The 17,732-nt window shown below is 60.2% G+C and carries 16 protein-coding genes, 1 tRNA gene and 2 pseudogenes; 7 read left to right on the forward strand and 12 right to left on the reverse strand.

Annotated elements, in window-relative coordinates; all coding sequences use genetic code 11:
• Positions 1-275 (reverse strand): annotated as a pseudogene (locus tag AMM33_RS09510) (helix-turn-helix domain-containing protein); the annotation flags it as partial.
• 189 nt (positions 276-464) lie between these two features.
• Entirely contained in the window at positions 465-989 is a 525-nt protein-coding gene (locus tag AMM33_RS09515; RefSeq protein WP_090140755.1) for a nuclease-related domain-containing protein, read from the reverse strand.
• A 98-nt stretch (positions 990-1,087) separates the two neighbouring features.
• Between AMM33_RS09515 and AMM33_RS09520 the strand changes: the two genes are divergently transcribed.
• Positions 1,088-1,654 (forward strand): macro domain-containing protein, encoded by a 567-nt coding sequence (locus AMM33_RS09520; RefSeq protein WP_090140757.1) that lies wholly within the window; start codon positions 1,088-1,090, stop codon positions 1,652-1,654.
• Here the strand turns inward: AMM33_RS09520 and AMM33_RS09525 are convergent.
• The 7 genes from AMM33_RS09525 to AMM33_RS09555 all read right to left on the reverse strand — a co-directional run bounded on the left by AMM33_RS09525 (position 1,640) and on the right by AMM33_RS09555 (position 9,414).
• Entirely contained in the window at positions 1,640-2,605 is a 966-nt protein-coding gene (locus tag AMM33_RS09525) for a helix-turn-helix transcriptional regulator (protein WP_090140759.1), read from the reverse strand. The genes AMM33_RS09520 and AMM33_RS09525 overlap by 15 nt on opposite strands.
• Positions 2,606-2,754: 149 nt before the next feature.
• Positions 2,755-2,830 (reverse strand) — tRNA-Thr (locus tag AMM33_RS09530).
• A 13-nt stretch (positions 2,831-2,843) separates the two neighbouring features.
• Entirely contained in the window at positions 2,844-3,848 is a 1,005-nt protein-coding gene (locus AMM33_RS09535) for a class 1 fructose-bisphosphatase (RefSeq protein ID WP_090140761.1), read from the reverse strand.
• Positions 3,849-3,866: 18 nt separating this feature from the next.
• A complete protein-coding gene (gene pepN, locus AMM33_RS09540; RefSeq protein WP_090140764.1) occupies positions 3,867-6,590 on the reverse strand; it encodes an aminopeptidase N in 2,724 nt (907 codons plus the stop codon).
• 33 nt (positions 6,591-6,623) lie between these two features.
• Positions 6,624-7,728 (reverse strand): peptide chain release factor 2 gene (prfB, locus tag AMM33_RS09545; RefSeq protein WP_194945358.1). Its coding sequence is split into 2 segments (ribosomal slippage): positions 6,624-7,646 and positions 7,648-7,728, totalling 1,104 coding nucleotides; the frame shifts between segments, so codons are not numbered across the junction.
• A gap of 78 nt (positions 7,729-7,806) precedes the next feature.
• Entirely contained in the window at positions 7,807-8,292 is a 486-nt protein-coding gene (locus tag AMM33_RS09550) for a hypothetical protein (RefSeq protein WP_090140767.1), read from the reverse strand.
• Positions 8,293-8,499: 207 nt separating this feature from the next.
• Positions 8,500-9,414: an alpha/beta fold hydrolase gene (locus AMM33_RS09555; protein WP_090140768.1), complete on the reverse strand. Its 915-nt coding sequence runs from the start codon at positions 9,412-9,414 to the stop codon at positions 8,500-8,502.
• A 27-nt stretch (positions 9,415-9,441) separates the two neighbouring features.
• Here AMM33_RS09555 and AMM33_RS09560 point away from each other — a divergent pair, with 27 nt between their 5' ends.
• From AMM33_RS09560 to plsY, 4 genes are all read left to right on the forward strand, one after another.
• Complete coding sequence (locus tag AMM33_RS09560; RefSeq protein WP_090140770.1) at positions 9,442-11,184, forward strand: acyl-CoA synthetase; 1,743 nt, start codon at positions 9,442-9,444, stop codon at positions 11,182-11,184.
• A 298-nt stretch (positions 11,185-11,482) separates the two neighbouring features.
• A complete protein-coding gene (locus AMM33_RS09565; RefSeq protein WP_090140772.1) occupies positions 11,483-12,541 on the forward strand; it encodes an aldo/keto reductase in 1,059 nt (352 codons plus the stop codon).
• 15 nt (positions 12,542-12,556) lie between these two features.
• Entirely contained in the window at positions 12,557-13,048 is a 492-nt protein-coding gene (locus tag AMM33_RS09570; protein ID WP_090140774.1) for an aminoacyl-tRNA deacylase, read from the forward strand.
• 28 nt (positions 13,049-13,076) lie between these two features.
• Positions 13,077-13,706, forward strand: coding sequence for a glycerol-3-phosphate 1-O-acyltransferase PlsY (gene plsY, locus AMM33_RS09575; protein WP_090140775.1), 630 nt, complete (start codon positions 13,077-13,079; stop codon positions 13,704-13,706).
• A gap of 57 nt (positions 13,707-13,763) precedes the next feature.
• Here the strand turns inward: plsY and AMM33_RS09580 are convergent, their stop codons facing one another.
• The gene (locus AMM33_RS09580; RefSeq protein ID WP_090140777.1) at positions 13,764-14,249 is read right to left on the reverse strand and encodes a YajQ family cyclic di-GMP-binding protein; all 486 of its coding nucleotides are present in this window, start codon (positions 14,247-14,249) and stop codon (positions 13,764-13,766) included.
• Positions 14,250-14,290: 41 nt separating this feature from the next.
• Between AMM33_RS09580 and murB the strand changes: the two genes are divergently transcribed.
• Both murB and AMM33_RS09590 read left to right on the forward strand, forming a co-directional pair.
• Positions 14,291-15,343 carry a UDP-N-acetylmuramate dehydrogenase gene (murB, locus tag AMM33_RS09585; RefSeq protein ID WP_090140779.1) on the forward strand — a complete coding sequence of 351 codons (1,053 nt, stop codon included), beginning with the start codon at positions 14,291-14,293 and terminating at the stop codon, positions 15,341-15,343.
• A 207-nt stretch (positions 15,344-15,550) separates the two neighbouring features.
• Entirely contained in the window at positions 15,551-16,132 is a 582-nt protein-coding gene (locus AMM33_RS09590) for a hypothetical protein (RefSeq protein ID WP_194945359.1), read from the forward strand.
• 272 nt (positions 16,133-16,404) lie between these two features.
• Here the strand turns inward: AMM33_RS09590 and AMM33_RS09595 are convergent, their stop codons facing one another.
• Both AMM33_RS09595 and AMM33_RS21910 read right to left on the reverse strand, forming a co-directional pair.
• Entirely contained in the window at positions 16,405-17,430 is a 1,026-nt protein-coding gene (locus tag AMM33_RS09595; RefSeq protein ID WP_194945360.1) for an IS4 family transposase, read from the reverse strand.
• A 150-nt stretch (positions 17,431-17,580) separates the two neighbouring features.
• Positions 17,581-17,732 (reverse strand): annotated as a pseudogene (locus AMM33_RS21910) (IS5/IS1182 family transposase); the annotation flags it as partial.

Below are 17,732 nucleotides of genomic sequence, written 5' to 3' on the forward strand. Positions count from 1 at the left end.
AGCTGCACCCGCAACTTGTCGCGCTCACGCGTGACCAGCGCCAATTGCTTGAGCTCGGCTCGGGCAGAGTCGGCTTTGGGGCCACGTTTTTTGGATGTCGCGTCGCTCAACTCACCTGCCGCATATTGGCGTCGCCATGTGGCCAGTGCAGATGAGTACACGCCCTCGCGGCGCATCAGTGCGCCAATTTCACCGGGCTTGGTGCACGCGGCGGCGGCGAGCACAATGCGGCGCTTGTCAGCATTGGCAATGAGCCGACGTTTGGCAGTGGCCACAACTTCAGAATTGTTGCCAGGTGACAGTGGCAATGCCGATACAGGCGCGCCTACAGTGTGCCTACTGGCTGCTTGCGATGCGTCTGCTTCAACTGAATCTACGGTTGCATGCATCTGTGCCTTGGGTTGTTTGATGATCTTCATACCTACATCGTTGCTCTCTAAACTAACAGGGGAAGGTGTAGCAGTTCATTCTGGCACGGGGGGGGCGGGCAGTGTGTGGGGCGCAAAGCTTTGGCGGATGGTGTGGCACAGCTGATCGATCCGAGTGGCATCGACAATGCGCTCAGGCGGGTAGCCGACGATGGGGCCTTGCATGCGAAAGTCGGGCAGCACCAGCAGGGCGCCCACATGGACTTGTGGCAGATCGCCGTTGTCCATGCGCTGCAGAAAACTTGAATGCATGCGCCGCATTTGGTGGCCGATGTCTTTGGGGCCTTGGCGTGCGTAGTGTTTGGTCAGACCGTTTTCGCTGTCGTTCACGTCCCCAGCTTTGACTTCGACAATGAGCAGTTGCCCACCGGGCGAGACGATGACGAAGTCGTATTCGCCAAAGCTTTGCTGATGGCCTTGCATGCCCGACCAGGGTAGGTTGTGAAACACGTCAAACGCATCGGGCAAACCGTCTTGCAGTGTGCGCAAAATATCGCGTTCTCGGTAGCTACCCAGGTGGGCAGGGGCGTGCAGTGGGAAGCTGGGGTGAATTCGGGCCATGTTTTATTCTGGCATGACCTTTTGGCGTAAAGGGATGGCATGGCTCACGCCTTGAGCCTCTGGCCGTTCAAGATTCGATCGTTCAGAGGAGTCTAACCATGAAGATCAAAGTCGTTGTCGGCAATATCGTCAAACAGCCCGATGTGGAGGCTGTGGTCAACAGTGCCAATGCCAATTTGCGTTTGGGCTCGGGCGTGGCGGGCGCCATTCATACCGCGGCTGGCCCCAAGCTGGAGGTGTATTGCAAGCCCTTTGCGCCGCTGGCCTATGGCGCATTTTTGGTCACGCCAGGTTTCAACTTGCCCAATCTTTGGGTGATTCATGTGCATGCGGCTTCGTACACCCACCACGACGATGCGCCAGCCATTTTGGAGCAGGCGCTGCAAGCGGCCATTCAGGGGGCGCACCAAAACGATATCCGCACTCTGGCCTTGCCGGCGATTGGCACGGGGGTGTTTGCGTTTCCGCCCGAGTTGGCGGCTCAGATCATGGCCAAGGTGCTCTCGCGTGCAGAGGACATGGCGCCGCACTTGCAGTGCCTGCGCTTGTGTGTGGCCAGCGATTATTTGCGGGATCTCTACACGGGGGCGCTGGAGGCTGCAGGGCTTGTCATGTCGCAGCCCGCTTCACTGGGTTCCTCGCAGAGCGAGTCAGAGGCCGTATAGCGCGCTCATGCGGGCGATTTCGGCTTGCACCTTGTGGCGCAAGGCGGTGGGTTTGAGCACCTCAACCTCTGCACCAAAGCGCAGGATGTCACCCATCAATTCGCGTTCGTCGGCGTAGGGCAGGCGCAGGGTGTAGCTGCCGTCGGGGTGCAGCAGGCCTTGTTGTTGGGGGTGCCAGCTTTCGTGCTGCACCCAGCCAGCGCGGGCAGCGCTGAAGCGCAGTTCGGCCCAGTCTTTGGGGCTGCCGCCAAAGATGCCGTAGCCGCCGTCCAGCTGTTGGCGCATGGCTTGCAGGTCGATGTCTTTGGCGTCTTGGTCCAGTACGGTGGCGTTTTGGATGGCGTCGATCGAGAAGCTGCGCAATTCTTTGCGCAGATGACACCAGGCGTCTACATACCAGTTGTCACGGTAGTGGATGAGTTGCTGGGGTGAAATGTCGCGCTCGATGGTTTGGCCGCTCAGGCGGTTGTGGTGCTGGATACGCACTTGTTTGCGCTCGAAGGTGGCTTTGGCCACATGCTCGAAAGCCGCCAGCGGCAGGTGGCGCTTGCCCGCATGCACAGCCCGCACACGTTGCGTGAGCAGTTGCGGGTCGAGCCCTTGGTGGGTGAGCATGTCGTCAAGCCGCTTGCGCAGGGGCTGCAGCTTGGGGCCGAGCAAGCCTGGGTTGAGCTGTTCGATCATGCTCTGGATGGTCATGAGCGCGAGGATTTCGTCCTGCCTGAACCAAAAGCCTGGCAGCTCGGTGGCGTTGTCGGGTTTTTCAAGCCGGTAGCCGCCCAGGTCGCGGTCAAACACGATGGGCGAGTTAAGCCGGTCGCGCAGTTTGGCCAGGTCTCGCTTGAAGGTGGCCGGAGAAATTTCCAGCTCTTTCAGGATGTCCTGACGCGGCATGGCCCGTCGGTTGTTGAGCAAGGTTTTGTAGCGGTACAGGCGGTCGATTTCAGACATGTCGGCGTGAGGTTCTATTTTTGAGCAGTCAAATAGGCTGTCTTGATGATGTCGTTCTGAGCCTGATGACAAGATCTGCACAGGGCATACATGGGGCGTGAAAACAAAAAAGGGTCAGCAGATCTTGATCTGCTGACCCTCATGTTTACTGGTGCCGGAGAGATGAATCGAACACCCGACCTTCTCATTACGAATGAGCTGCTCTACCGACTGAGCTACACCGGCTAACCTTCAAAAATTATACCTGCGCGTGGTAGCTGGTCAGGCGTTCAACTTCGTTTTTGGAGCCCAACACCACGCTCACGCGTTCGTGCAATTGGCTCGGTTGCAGGTCGAGGATGCGCTGTTTGCCGTTGGTGGCGGCGCCACCGGCTTGTTCGATCAGCCAGCTCATGGGGTTGGCTTCGTACATCAGACGCAGCTTGCCGGGTTTGTGCGGCTCTCGTTTGTCCCAGGGGTACATGAAGACGCCGCCACGCGTCAGGATGCGGTGCACATCGGCCACCATGCTGGCGATCCAGCGCATGTTGAAGTCCTTGCCGCGCGGTCCTTCCTTGCCCTGCAGGCACTCGTCGATGTAGCGGCGCACGGGCTCGTCCCAGTGGCGCATATTGCTCATGTTGATGGCGAACTCTTTGGTGTCGGCGGGCACTTGCAGGTTTTCTTGTGTGAGCACAAATGAGCCTTGCTCTCGGTCCAGGGTGAACATGGCCACGCCATCGCCTACGGTGAGCACCAGCGTGGTTTGCGGGCCATAGACGCAGTAGCCTGCGGCCACTTGCTGCTTGCCCGGCTGCAGGAAGTCCTGCTCGGTCACGCCTTGGTTGCCCTCGGGCTTTTTGAGCACGCTGAAAATGGTGCCAATGCTGACGTTGACGTCGATGTTGGACGAGCCGTCGAGCGGGTCAAACATGAGCAGGTATTCGCCTTGTGGGTAGCGGTTGGGCACCAGGTAGATGCTGTCCATTTCTTCGGAGGCCATGGCCGCGAGGTGTCCACCCCATTCATTGGCTTCAAGCAGCACTTCGTTGGCGATGATGTCCAGCTTCTTTTGCACTTCGCCTTGCACGTTTTCGCTGTCGGCACTGCCCAGCACGCCCCCCAAAGCGCCTTTGTTCACAGCGTGGCTGATGCTTTTGCAGGCGCGGGCCACGACTTCGAGCAACAAGCGCAAGTCAGCCGGAATGTGGCCTTTGTCGCGTTGCTGCTCCACCAGGTAGCGGGAGAGGGAAATTTTGCTCATGGGATTTCCTTGATCGGTTCAAGCGGCGTTCAGCGCACGGCTGATGACTTCGCGCACATCGTTGCTGAGGTCTGCTTTGGCGGCCACGCGCTCAATGGCGACTTTGGCTGCGCTGCGGTAGGGCTCGGCCAGGCGGCTCCAGCGGTCCATGGCGCGGGCCAGGCGAGCGGCTACTTGCGGGTTGATGGCGTCCAGCGCCAGCACCTGCTCGCTCCAGTACACATAACCTGCCGCGTCGGCGCGGTGGAAACCTGCCGGGTTGGCGCTGCAATAGCTGAAGATCAGGCTGCGGGCGCGGTTGGGGTTGCGCAGGCTGAAGTCGGCGTGTTGCATCAGCTGGCGCACACGCGGCAACACGTCGCCAGCACGGTCGGGGGCACCGGCCTGCAGGGCAAACCATTTGTCGATGACCAAGGCTTCGTGCTGGAACATTTTGTGGAACAAGGCCAAGGCGTCTTGCGCCAGCGCGTGGCCGCTCACCACCAGGGCCGACAAGGCGTTGAAGCGGTCGGTCATGTTGCCCGCGTCCTTGAACTGCTGGTACACGCGGCCTGGCGTGACCGCCTCGCCGCTGTGCACGGCAGCCACGCAGAGCATGGTCATGGCCAGACCGGCCAGAGCGCGCCGGCCGCTTGATCTGGCGTCGGGCGTGTAGGCACCGTTGTCTTTGTGCGCGTCCCAGGCCCATTGCCAGTCGGCTTGCAGGGCGGTGGCCAGTTGCAGGCGCATGTTCTCGCGCAGGGCGTGCACGCGTTGCGGGTCCACCACGTCCAGCTGGTCGGCGATGTAGTTTTCAGACGGCAGTGTGAGGGCCAAGTCTTTGAAGGCTGCGTCCAGCGTGGGGTGGCGCAGCACATTGCGCAAAGCGGCCACCAGGGCCTCGGACAGCACGGGCTGGCCCGTCAGGTCCTTGTTTTGCTGGATGGCCTGCAAGGCGCTTTGCAGCATCAGGCGCTGGCCGGCTTCCCATTGGTTGAAGGGGTCACTGTCGTGGGCCAACAAAATCAGCAAGTCGTCGGCCGACAAACCATCTTCCAGCACCACGGGGGCACTGAAGCCGCGCAGCAATGAGGGCACGGGTTCGCTGTCGATGTTGACAAAGGTGGTGCTGGCGCTGTCTTCGGTCAGCACCAAGGTTTGCTGCATCACCGTGTCGCTGGAACCTGCCAATTGCAAGGGCAGGGCAGCACCGTCGCGGCTGAGCAGGCCAACAGCGACCGGGATCACAAAAGGTTTTTTGTCGGTCTGGTCCGGTGTTGCGGGGCAGCTTTGGCTGAGGGTCAGGGTGTAGCTGCGCTCGGCAGCGTTGTAGACACCGCTGGCCTGCAGGCGAGGCGTGCCCGCCTGGCTGTACCAGTGTTTGAAAGCGCTCAGGTTCTGGGCCAATGCCGAGCCAGGGTTGGCGTCGGCAATCGCTTGCGCAAAGTCGTCGCAGGTCACGGCTTGGCCGTCATGGCGCTCAAAGTAGAGCTTCATGCCCCGGGCAAAACCGTCACGACCCTGCAAGTCAGCGGGCGTGGCCACCAGGGTTTGCATCATGCGAACGACTTCGGAGCCTTTTTCGTAGATGGTGACGGTATAGAAGTTGTTGATCTCGACGTAGCTGTCGGGGCGCACCGGGTGGGCCATGGGGCCGGCGTCTTCGGCAAACTGCACCGTGCGCAGCACGCGCACGTCTTCAATGCGCTTGACGGCGCGGGCACTGGCCTCGCCCGCCATGTCCTGGCTGAACTCCTGGTCGCGAAAGACCGTGAGACCTTCTTTGAGCGAGAGCTGGAACCAATCGCGGCAGGTGATGCGGTTGCCGGTCCAATTGTGGAAGTACTCGTGGCCGACCACGCTTTCGATGCCGCCGAAATCCATGTCGGTGGCGGTGTTCGGGTTGGCCAGCACGTACTTGGTGTTGAAGATGTTCAGGCCCTTGTTTTCCATCGCACCCATGTTGAAGTCGCTGGTGGCGACGATCATGAAGCGCTCCAGATCGAGCGGCAGGCCAAAGCGTGCTTCGTCCCAGGCCACGCTGGCCATCAGCGAATTCATCGCGTGCTCGGTTTTGTCCAGGTCACCTGGGCGCACGAACACCTGCAGCAAATGGTCGGTGCCGCTGCGGCTGGTGATGCGCTGCTCACGCGCGACCAGCTGACCGGCGACCAGGGCAAACAGGTAGCAGGGCTTTTTGTGTGGATCGACCCACTTGGCAAAATGCCTCGGGCCGTTGGGGCCGTCTTCCAGCGCGCCTTGTTCGACCAGGTTGCCGTTGCTCAGCAGCACCGGGTACTTGGCCTTGTCGGCACGCAGCGTGACGGTGTAGCTGGCCATCACATCGGGGCGGTCTAGGAAGTAGGTGATGCGACGAAAGCCCTCGGCCTCGCATTGCGTGAAGAACGTGCCCTGGCTGACGTACAGGCCCATCAGTTGGGTGTTCTTCTCGGGGTTGCAGGTGGTGAAGATTTCCAGATCGAAGGCGTCCGTACCTTCGGGCAAGTTCTCCAGCACCAGTTGGTTGCCGTCCATCTTGAACGAGGTGCCACCGCCGTTGACCAGCACGCGGGCCAAATTCAGGTCTTCGCCGTCCAGACGCAGCGGCTGGGCCGCCACATCGGGGTTGCGGCGCAGTCGCATCTTGTTCAGCACGCGGGTTTTGGCTGGGTCCAGGTCAAAGGTCAGATCGACCGTGTCGATCCAGAAAGCCGGGGCGGCATAAGCGGCCCGGTGAATCGCGGTGGGTTGTCCTTCACGCATCACTAACTCCGTTTTGGTTGAGGTCTGAGCAGCTCAGAGGCCTTGTTTCAGTGAGGCTTCGATGAACGCATCGAGGTCGCCATCGAGCACTTTTTGGGTGGCCGAAATTTCGACGTTGGTGCGCAAATCCTTGATGCGGCTGTTGTCCAGCACATAGCTGCGGATCTGGTGACCCCAGCCCACATCGGTCTTGGTGTCTTCCAGCTTTTGCTGCTCTTCCATGCGTTTGCGCATCTCGAAGTCATACAGGCGCGAGCGCAGGCGTTGCCAAGCCACGTCACGGTTGCTGTGTTGGCTGCGGCCGTCCTGGCACTGCACCACGATGCCCGTGGGAATGTGCGTCAGGCGCACGGCCGAATCGGTTTTGTTGATGTGCTGGCCGCCCGCGCCGCTGGCACGGAAGGTGTCGGTGCGCACATCCGACGGGTTGATGTTGATCTCGATCGAGTCGTCGATTTCGGGATAAACAAACAACGAAGCGAACGAGGTGTGGCGGCCGCCTGACGAATCGAAAGGGCTCTTGCGTACCAAACGGTGCACGCCGGTTTCGGTGCGCAGCAGGCCAAAGGCGTACTCGCCCTCGATCTTGATGGTCGCGCCCTTGATGCCCGCGGTGTCGCCCGGGGTTTCGTCTTCCACAGTGGCTTTGAAGCCCTTGCGTTCGGCGTATTTGAGGTACTGGCGCAGCAGCATGCTGGCCCAGTCGCAGGCTTCGGTGCCGCCTGCGCCGGCCTGGATGTCGATGAAACAGTTGAGCGGATCGGCCTCGTGGCGGAACATGCGGCGAAATTCGAGGTCTTCCACGAGCTTGGCCAGTTTGGCGGCTTCGGCTTCGATGGTTTGCAGACCTGCATCGTCGCCTTCTTCCTTGCTCATCTCAAAGAGCTCGAGGTTGTCGGCCAACTCGCTGGTCAGGTTGGTGATGGTCACCACCACGCCGTCCAGGGCTTTTTTTTCTTTGCCCAGCTCCTGGGCTTTTTTGGGGTCGTTCCAGACCGTGGGATCTTCGAGCGATGCGTTGACGGTTCTCAGCCGTTCAGATTTGGCATCGTAGTCAAAGATACCCCCGTAATTCCTGGGTCCTGGCGCTCAGGTCCGTGAGGGTTGCGCCGATTTGGTTGATGTGTTCTGCGTCCATGAGGATTCTCTTCTATACGGTTCAGTAAACCGTCGATTTTCTCATGACTTGCCTCTTGGGCCTTGGCGGCGCAGGACTTTAAAACTTGCGTCCGTAGGAGAACATCAGGCCCGCAGTGCCCAGCAGTTTCATTTGCACCGAATCGTGTTCATTGAAGTTGTAGCCAATGGACGGGATCACGGCGGGCGAAAAACCGTTGTTGTTCAAGGGCACTTTGTTTTGGTACTTGCCGACGTAGCCGTAAAGCATGCCGCCAGTGACCTTGAGGAAAACGTTGGGATTGCCCAGCAAACCGTTGAATTGTTGGCCAGCGTACACATAGACCGTGGGCTGACCAAAGGAATTGCTGAAAAAACTGACGCCGCACAGGCGCCCACCGGGCAGTTGCTCGTCCACTGCGACCATCACCACAGGTTTGTGATCGGGGCTGGAGCTGAAGTGGTGCGTGAACGGGGAGAAGGTGAACTCACCTTTGTGAGTGGGTTCTGGTGCGCCTTGCACAGCCAGAAAGTCCGGGCAGTAGTAACGGTTGGGTTCGGCTTGTGCTGCAACGGCACTCAGCATTAACAACAGGCTTAAACCCCAAGTTGTGATCAATCGCACCCTGAACTCCCAGACAAACAAAGTGATGATTTTAGTGGCTCACCGAGCCATCAACCGCGTTCGTTGGTGAGCTCATTTCGTTGCATCAGCTTGTGGTGCGTTACTTGCAAGCGGTGCGGTCAATGTGGTGCAAGCCGTCAGGGCGGGCAGGCAAACCGCTGCACAGCTTCAGGCCAGGAATTCTTCCAGCAAATGCGCCAGCGCCTCGGGCTGGTCGTGGTGCATCATGTGCCCCGCGTCCTGGATGACCTCCAGCCGCACCTGAGGCACGGCTTTCAGGCGTTCGTGATATTCAGCCAGGGTGTAAGCGCCTTTCCACCATTGGCTCAGCGAGTCGTCAGAGGCCTCGACCGCCAGCAGGGGCGGTGTGATGCGTTTGTACATTTCCAGGGCTTCTTCGACCCGGTAGATGTAGGGGTTGGTCACCTTGTGGGCCGAGTCGCCCAGGATACGCCACTGGCCATCTGCGCCTTGGCTGGCCCAGTGCTGCGCCAGCCAGTCGGCTTTGCCCTGTGGCAGGCGGCGGTTGGTTTTCATGAGGCGGGCGGCCACACCGGCGGCATCGGCGTAGGGTTTGAGTTCGTTGCGGCCTTCGCGTTGCGCCTTGAGTTCGTCCAACCACTTGGCCATGCGCCCGGGTGCTTGTGCGGGGTGCGCCACGGCCAGGCCAAAGCCTTCGAGGTTGACCAAGCGGCGCACCCGCTCGGGGCGGGCGCCGGTGTACATCATCACCACATTGCCGCCCATGCTGTGGCCGACCAGGTCGATCGCTTGCCCAGGGTAGAAGTGGTCGAGCAGCGCGTCCAGGTCGCCCAAGTAGTCGGGCAGCCAGTAGCTGTCGGTGGGAGGTGATTCGGTCAGGCCATAGCCGCGCCAGTCAAAGGCGATGATGGGGCGCTGTTGGACAAAGGCTTCGCTCAAGGCCTCGACCATGAATTGGTAGGAGGCGGCCACGTCCATCCAGCCGTGGGCCAGCACCAGCGGTGTGGCCGAGCCAGCGGGGTTGCCCCAGTGGCGTACGTGGTAGCGGCAGCCGCGCAGTGACACAAAAGTGCTCGTGGATTCTCTTAAAACTTGGTACATAAGAGCCCAATCATACGGAGACAAATCATGAAAAAGAGTCGCACCCATGACCGTTACGCCAGCGTGCACCAGGGTTTTGGCTGGACGGTGCCTCAAAACTTCAACATTGCGCAGGTGTGTTCTGGGCGTTGGGCTGCACAAGCAGATGCCGCCCGCCGCGTGGCGGTGCGCGAACATGTGCAGGGCGCACTCGCGCGGCAGTGGACTTTTGCCCAGTTGCAGCAGGCGGCCAACCGCCTGAGCCAGGTTTTGATGCGGCTGGGCGTGCAGCGCGGTGATCGGGTGGCCATCGTCATGCCCCAGCGCTTTGAGACCGCCGTGGCCTACATGGCGGTGCTGCAAATGGGCGCGGTGGCCATGCCGTTGTCGATGCTGTTTGGCCCGGAGGCGCTGTCTTTTCGCATCAACGACAGCCAGGCTCTGGTGGCCATTTGCGACGAGGCTGCGGTGGCGGCGGTGCTGCAGGCGCGGCCCGACTGCCCGGGCTTGCAGACGCTGATTGGCGTGGGCCAGGCCGCCGTGCAGGCCGATCTGGACTACGACACGGCGCTGGCCGCCGAGTCAGGCCGGTTCAAGCCCGTGAGCACTCGCGCCGAAGACCCCGCCGTGCTGATCTATACCAGCGGCACCACCGGCAACCCCAAGGGGGCATTGATCCCGCACCGCGCCATGATCGGCAACCTCACGGGTTTTGTGTGCAGCCAGAACTGGTTTGGCTTTGACCCTTTCAAAGCCGAGCGCCCCTCTAAAGCCGTGTTCTGGTCACCTGCGGACTGGGCCTGGACGGGCGGGCTGATGGATGCGCTGCTGCCCAGCCTGTACTTTGGCCGGCCCATCGTGGCCTTCAACGGGCGTTTTTCACCCGAGGTGGCGTTCGAGATTTTGCAAAGCCACAGCGTCACGCATACCTTTTTGTTCCCGACCGCGCTCAAGGCCATGATGAAGGCCGTGCCTGATGCGAAAACTCGCTACCGCCTCCAGCTGCAGGCGATCATGAGTGCGGGCGAGGCGGTGGGTGACGCGGTGTTTGCCTATTGCCAGCAGCAGCTGGGCGTGACGGTGAACGAGATGTTCGGCCAGACCGAGATCAACTACGTGGTGGGCAACTGCGCCCGCCTGTGGCCCGCAAAACCCGGCAGCATGGGCAAGGGCTACCCGGGCCACCAAGTGGCGGTGATCGACGAGGCGGGCGAGATTTGCACCGCAGGCACGCCCGGCGAAGTGGCGGTGAACCGCTTTGACGTGCATGGCCACCCCGACCCGGTGTTCTTTTTGGGCTACTGGAATAACGACAAAGCCACCCAGGCCAAATACACGGGCGACTGGTGCCGCACGGGAGACATGGCAGTCTGCGATGAAGACGGCTACCTCTGGTACCAAGGCCGCACCGATGACATGTTCAAGGCGGCGGGCTACCGCATCGGGCCGGGCGAGATTGAGAACTGCCTGGTCAAGCACCCGGCCGTGGCCAACGCCGCTGTGGTGCCCAAACCCGACAAGGACCGGGGGGCGTTGGTCAAGGCTTATGTGGTGCTGTCGCCCGACGCGTTGGCGCAGCGCTCATTTGCGGCCAGCAGTGCAAAGTTCGAGGACGAGGTGCGCCAGTCGCTTCAGTTGCATGTGCGCGCCTTGCTCGCCCCCTATGAGTACCCCAAGGAAATCGAGTTCATCGACCAACTGCCCATGACCACCACCGGCAAGGTGCAGCGCCGCGTGCTGCGCTTGCAAGAGGAGGCGAGGGCCACGGGCGCTATGGATTCGGCCCTGTGAAGTTTGCATGGCGGCTTCCAACTTGCACCTTGTGGGAGCCAGCCCTGCTGGCGATTAGACGTTTGTGGACCACAGGCTTTTCGCTTGCAGGGCAAGCTCCTAAAAAATCCTCCCCACTTGCAATACACCGCCGTCTTCATGGGGCCGAATCGATCACCATCAGCGCTTGGTCTGACGGTGGGCATGACAAAATAAGGCCCACTGCATAAGGTCCACCCAGGTGGCTTGGCTCCCAACTGCTTGCCCGGGCGCACCGTGTACCCGCAGTGATCGAACAAAAAAACTTCACAGGAACCCCATGAAACTTGTCCAACTCGGCCAATCCGATCTGCAGGTGACCCCCATATGTCTGGGCACCATGACCTTTGGTCAGCAAGTGAGCGAAGAGGGCGCCCACGCCATCCTTGACCGCTCTTTGGCCGCTGGCATCAACTTCATCGACACCGCCGAGATGTACGCGGTGCCCGCCACGGCCGACACCTGTGGCCTGACCGAAACCTACATTGGCAACTGGTTTGCCAAGAACCCCGGCGCCCGCCAGAAACTGGTGCTGGCCACCAAGGTGGCGGGTCCCTCGCGAAGCATGCCTTGGGTACGCGAGGGGGCGGGCATGACGGCGCAAGACATACTGACCTCGTGCGAAGGCAGTTTGCGCCGACTGCAGACCGATGTGATTGACCTGTACCAGATCCACTGGCCCGAGCGCCATGTGATGGCGCTGGGTTTCCATTATTTCGACCCGAGCAAGGACAAGTCGGCCACCTCCATCCACGAGCAGCTCGAAGCCTTGGCTCAGCTGGTCAAGGCGGGCAAGGTGCGCCACATCGGCCTGTCCAACGAAACGCCCTACGGCGTGCACGAATTCGTGCGCCTGGCCGAGCAGCACGGCTTGCCACGCGTGGCCACCGTGCAAAACCCCTATGCGCTGGTCAACCGGGTGTACGACAACGGTTTGGACGAGACCTGTCACCGCCTGAATGTGTCCTTGCTGGCTTATTCGCCGCTGGGATTTGGCTTGCTCACGGGCAAGTACGACGAAACCGGCTTTGAAGGCCCCGGTGCCCCCGATGGCCGCGTGTCCCGTTACGAGTCGGTGCGCAAGCAGCGCTGGTCGCGCCCCGAGTCCCTGGCGGCAGCACGCCGCTACAACCAATTGGCGCGTGACAACGGCCTGACGCCCACCGAAATGGCCCTGGCCTTTTGCTACCACCGCTGGAACGTGACCAGCACCATCATCGGCGTGACCTCGGTGGCGCAGCTGGACGAAGACCTGGCCGCCTGGTCGGTGCAGCTCTCGCCCGAGGTGCTCCAGGCCATTGACCAGATCCGCTGGGAAATCCGCGATCCGTCCCTGTGAGCGGGGCGCGGGCGCATGGCCAAAAAAGACAAAGTCAGTGAAACCCCGGCCACGGCGCTGTTGCGCCAGCACGGGGTGGCGTTCACCGAGCACCCTTACGAATACCTGGAGCACGGCGGTGCCCAGCACAGCGCGCAAGTGCTGGGCATGGACCCGTTTGCCGTGGTCAAAACCTTGATCATGCAAGACCAGGACGCCAAGCCGCTGGTGGTGCTGATGCATGGCAACCGCAAGGTGTCGACCAAAAACCTGGCGCGGCAAGTGGGGCTCAAATCCATCGAGCCGTGCGCCCCCGAGGTGGCCAACCGCCACAGTGGTTATCTGGTGGGTGGCACCTCGCCCTTTGCCACGCGGCGGGCCATGCCGGTGTTCATCGAAGAAACCATCCTGACCCTGCCGCGCATCTGCATCAACGGCGGGCGGCGCGGTTATCTGGTGGGCATTGACCCGCAGGTGTGTGTGCAGTTGCTGGACGCCCAGCCGGTGAACTGCGCGCTGGCAGAATGACGCCAATTCAAAAACAAGGGAGACCGTGATGGAGTTGTGGATTCAAGTGGGCACGGTGCTGGCCAGTTATCTGGTCGGATCGCTCAGTTTTGCTGTGATTGTCAGCCGCCTGATGGGCCTGAACGACCCTCGCAGCTACGGCAGCAAAAACCCCGGTGCCACCAATGTGTTGCGCTCGGGCAGCAAAAAGGCGGCCATCCTGACCCTGCTGTTGGACGCGCTGAAGGGCTGGTTGCCCGTGGCGGCTGTGTTGACCTTTGGGCAGCCCTACGGCTTGGGCGCTGGCGCAGCGGCCTTGGCGGGGCTGGCGGCTTTTCTGGGGCACCTGTACCCGGTGTTCTTTGGTTTCAAAGGCGGCAAGGGCGTGGCCACGGCCGTGGGTGTGCTGGTGGGTGTGAACGGTCTGCTGGCGCTGGCCACCGTGGGCACATTTGCCATCGTGGTGTTTTTCAGCCGCTATGTTTCGCTGGCATCCATGGTGGCGGCGGTGTTTGCGCCGGTGTTTTACCTGTTTGGTGATGGTGCAGCTTGGAACGCAGTGGGGGCCGAGGTGCTGTGCCTGTCGGTCATGGCGCTGCTTTTGGTGTGGCGCCACCGCGAAAACATCAACCGCCTGCTGGCGGGCACCGAGTCGAAATTGGGCGCAAAAAAAGCCTGACGCATCAGGCTTTTGAGGGTCGCTCTCTGTGGGCGCTTGCCCTGCAAGCGATTGACCTTAATCGCGGAAGTTGTCGAACGACAGCGGCAGCTCGGTCATGTCCTTGCGCAGCAGGGCCATGGCCGCTTGCAGGTCATCGCGTTTGGCGCCCGTGACGCGCACGGCATCGCCCTGGATAGAGGCTTGCACCTTGAGCTTGCTTTCCTTGATCAACTTGGTGATTTTCTTGGCATCTTCGGTTTCGATGCCGTTTTTCACTTTGATCACCTGCTTGACCTTGTCGCCGCCGATTTTTTCGACCTTGCCAATGTCCAAAAAGCGCACGTCCACATTGCGCTTGGTCAGCTTGTTGCGCAGGATGTCTTCGACCTGCGTGAGCTGAAAATCGGCGTCGCCGAACATGGTGATGTCTTTGTCCTTGAGTTCGATGTTGGCTGAGGTGCCTTTGAAGTCAAAGCGGGTGCCAATTTCTTTGGCGGAAGTGTCAACGGCGTTGCGCACTTCGACCATATTGGGTTCGCAAACGGTATCAAACGAGGGCATGGCGGTAAAAATCCGAAGGTTGAGAATGCGACAATTCTCCCATGTTCCTTGAGAAAAATGTCCTTCTGCAGCCGTACAACACCTTCGGCATCGCCGCCAAGGCCCAAGCTTTGGTGCGTGTGCACTCAGAAGCCGACCTGCGGGCCGTGCTGGCCGACCCCCAATTGGCCACCTTGCCCAGGCAGGTGCTGGGCGGCGGCAGCAATATCGTTTTGACGGGCGACGTCAAGGCGCTGGTGCTCAAGATGGAGGTGCCCAGCATTCGCCTGGCAAGTGAGACCGACAAGCACTGGGTCATCGAGGCGGGCGCGGGCGTCAACTGGCACGCGCTGGTGGCCTGGACACTGGACAACGGCTACCCCGGTCTGGAAAACATGGCCCTGATTCCAGGCACCGTAGGCGCCTCACCCGTCCAGAACATTGGTGCCTATGGAGTGGAGCTGCAAGACAGGTTCCATTCGCTGGACGCCATGGACATGTTCACCGCAGAGATGTTCAGCTTGAACGCCGCGCAATGCGGATTCAGCTACCGCGACTCGGTGTTCAAACACGCTTCAGGCGGCCCGGAAGGTCTGGGCCTGGCAGGCCGTGCGGTGATTTTGCGGGTGCGCTTTGCGCTGCCCAAGCGCTGGAAGCCCGAGCTGGGCTACCTGGATCTGGAGCGCAAGATGGCCGAGACGGGCATCCACAGCCCCGATGCCCGGCAGATTTTTGACTGGATCGTGGCCATTCGCCGCGCCAAACTGCCCGACCCGGCTGTGATCGGCAACGCTGGCAGCTTCTTCAAGAACCCCACGGTAACCCCTGAGCAGTGCGCCGACATCATCGCCCGCGACCCCAAGGTGGTGCACTACCCCATGGCCGACGGCACGATCAAGCTGGCTGCGGGCTGGCTGATTGACGCCTGCGGCTGGAAAGGCAAGACCGTGGGCCACGCCGGCGTCTATGAAAAGCAGGCTTTGGTGCTGGTGAACCGGGGTGGACGCGAGAACCCTTGCACGGGTGGTGAGGTGATGACGCTGGCCAAGGCGATACAGACCAGCGTGTACGAGCGGTTTGGGATTCGGCTCGAGCCTGAGCCTGTGGTGATTTGAGACTTGGGTTCGTGGTGGTTTGCCGCACCGTATTTTGGCCTGAGCGGTCGGCCTCATACTCGCTTCGCTCGCCAAATCGGCCGATCCGCTCAGGCCCCAACCCGGCGCTGCGTGTTGTCTGCGCGTTCAGCGCTTGCTGCAAGAGATGGCATTTTTCAGCTTGGCAGTGCAGTTATGATTTCTTTTTAATTAATTTCAGGAAATCGGATGCAAGCAATACCAATTTATCAATTAACCAAACGCCTATTCTTGCTGGTGTTGTGTGGCGTTGTGACGGCCTGCATGGTGGTGCGTAAACCCAGTGAAACTGAGTTGCGTGCTTTGGATCAGCCGCCCAGAGCTGTGCAGGCCAAGCTGGACAGGTTTTATCCCCTGACTTTGGCGTGGTACGAAGAGGTTGAGCGCCAGCTGCTTGCGCAGGGGCGCATGCTTTCGAATCAAGAGAAGGCGCTTGCACAACGCTTGGGTGTGAAGTTTCCCGAAAATGTTCGAATTGTGGTGCTTGAAAAATTCCCAATGCCATCGAATCACGAATTGGCCACTGAGGCCGAGAAATTGGGTTTGGGTGGGGCATTGGAAGGTGGGCGTGCCATGGGATATGCCATCATGCTCAAGCCCAAATTGGCGGATAACCCGACGGTCATTGCGCATGAATTGGTGCATGTTGCTCAGCACGATCGTTTGGGGCGAGAAGCTTTTTTGCGACGTTATCTGGCGGAATTGGAAATGATGGGCTATGCCCGGTCGCCGTTGGAGTTAGAGGCTTACGCAAGGCAATCGGCACGCTGATTGCGCGCTCATGGCGTCTGGTTTTGTCATCAGGTTCGCGGGGGGCTTGAATCGGCCCATGCTGGAAATTTAATTCCCGCAGCAGAAGTTGGAGCGAAACACTCAGATCGTCGAGCGCTGGCGCGTAGTCAGCGTGAGCTGACTCGCGGTGGGTCAGATACCGATGGATTCAGACGGAAAACACCCACAAAGTAAGACGCAACAAGGTAGCAAAAAACGGCCCGAGGGCTAATGCCAGTCAGTTAAGAGCTGACTGGCATTTTTGCTGGGTATTATTTGGCTGCCTTTGTTTTTACAACCCGAGGGTATGAACGTTTACGCCTTGGCGGCAAAACAAATAAATGTGCCTGGTCAAACAACAGCTGCAACCGTTTGGGCAACGTCCCAGCCGACTCCAGGGGCGCAAAACGCAACAGATCAATGATGGCCATACTCGCAACGTGAAAGCCCATACGCAATGGCTCCACCCTCACGTGTGCAGCCATCTGGCGCATCAATCTGCGCAACAACGTATATGCAATCAGCACGCCCCACAGCTCCTGTCGCACCAGCTGCGGCTGTTTGCTGCGCAGCGTCCATTGCGAACTTTGCAATGAGTGCTTGATCTCCCGAAATCCCAACTCAATCTCCCAGCGCTGCATGTACAGCTTGGCCAGTTCTTTGGCCGGATAGCGACTCGCATCCGTCAGCGATGTGATGAACCGGCGCTTGCGCCCACCCAGCTGCACCTCAATCAAACGGGCTTGCCAATGGCTTGGCAATTGCGGATCGATCTTTCTGGCAGTCGGCGACACTGGCATGCTGACCAAACAGTCATGCTCATCGTATTGGACGATCACTTCGTGGCGCAAGTTGTCTTTGGCTCGCATCAGCCAGTGCCTGTCTTGTCCCTGCGACTGCCAGTTGAGCAAAAAGGCTGCCGAGAAGTAGGCCCGATCAAACACGGTCAGGGACTGATCGATGTTTTGTAAATCTGCTGCCAGCGTCAGCTCGCCCTGACTCATGGCGCCCATGCGTGCATCGAGCAACTCATGACTGTACGTATCCATCAGGCAGACTGCTCGAATTTGAGGCCACCCACCCGAGCCATGTTGATTGCTGCTGCTGCCCAAGGCCAAACGGTTGTCTGGGGTATCGGGTGTCGCCCAGACAACGCCATCAACGGCCAGAAGGCGCAGGCCCAGCACGCGCTGACAGATGCACTCGCAGGCTGTCCACCCCTGACAAAGCAGGCGAAACAAATGTGCCAAAGGCTCTTCGCCCAAACGTTGACGCCCGGCAACGGCACCGCTGGGCACGCTTAACAGGCTGCTGAAATACTCAACGATTCAGAGGGGCCACCTTGCCCCGAAGATGCATTTTCAGATTTTCATTTCGCATTTTGAAATTCCAGTGGTTTGGAACGCTTCAAAACCGCGTTTTGACGCACCTATCCCTGCTTTTTTCGCTCATCGGGCACCTTGCAGACGCACCTGTTCCAGCGTGCGCAGTCGCGTGAGGTTGTAGGCCGTCATCGTCAGCACAAACATCTGATCGACTTTCTCCAAACCTCGCACCAACACCTGGCGCATGTGGCCCACAGTCTTAGCCCAACCAAAGC

It is taken from the genome of Limnohabitans sp. DM1, assembly GCF_001269385.1.
Taxonomy (GTDB): Bacteria; Pseudomonadota; Gammaproteobacteria; order Burkholderiales; family Burkholderiaceae_C; genus Limnohabitans_A.

Bases quoted from the DNA above. Each gene is read 5' to 3' on its own strand.
- AMM33_RS09525 (WP_090140759.1), bottom strand. From the start codon at position 2,605: ATGTCTGAAATCGACCGCCTGTACCGCTACAAAACCTTGCTCAACAAC.
- pepN (WP_090140764.1), bottom strand. From the start codon at position 6,590: ATGCGTGAAGGACAACCCACCGCGATTCACCGGGCCGCTTATGCCGCC.
- AMM33_RS09555 (WP_090140768.1), bottom strand. From the start codon at position 9,414: ATGTACCAAGTTTTAAGAGAATCCACGAGCACTTTTGTGTCACTGCGC.
- AMM33_RS09570 (WP_090140774.1), top strand. From the start codon at position 12,557: ATGGCCAAAAAAGACAAAGTCAGTGAAACCCCGGCCACGGCGCTGTTG.
- AMM33_RS09580 (WP_090140777.1), bottom strand. From the start codon at position 14,249: ATGCCCTCGTTTGATACCGTTTGCGAACCCAATATGGTCGAAGTGCGC.
- murB (WP_090140779.1), top strand. From the start codon at position 14,291: ATGTTCCTTGAGAAAAATGTCCTTCTGCAGCCGTACAACACCTTCGGC.
- AMM33_RS09565 (WP_090140772.1), top strand. From the start codon at position 11,483: ATGAAACTTGTCCAACTCGGCCAATCCGATCTGCAGGTGACCCCCATA.
- AMM33_RS09550 (WP_090140767.1), bottom strand. From the start codon at position 8,292: ATGCTGAGTGCCGTTGCAGCACAAGCCGAACCCAACCGTTACTACTGC.
- AMM33_RS09520 (WP_090140757.1), top strand. From the start codon at position 1,088: ATGAAGATCAAAGTCGTTGTCGGCAATATCGTCAAACAGCCCGATGTG.
- AMM33_RS09535 (WP_090140761.1), bottom strand. From the start codon at position 3,848: ATGAGCAAAATTTCCCTCTCCCGCTACCTGGTGGAGCAGCAACGCGAC.
- AMM33_RS09560 (WP_090140770.1), top strand. From the start codon at position 9,442: ATGAAAAAGAGTCGCACCCATGACCGTTACGCCAGCGTGCACCAGGGT.
- AMM33_RS09590 (WP_194945359.1), top strand. From the start codon at position 15,551: ATGCAAGCAATACCAATTTATCAATTAACCAAACGCCTATTCTTGCTG.
- AMM33_RS09515 (WP_090140755.1), bottom strand. From the start codon at position 989: ATGGCCCGAATTCACCCCAGCTTCCCACTGCACGCCCCTGCCCACCTG.
- plsY (WP_090140775.1), top strand. From the start codon at position 13,077: ATGGAGTTGTGGATTCAAGTGGGCACGGTGCTGGCCAGTTATCTGGTC.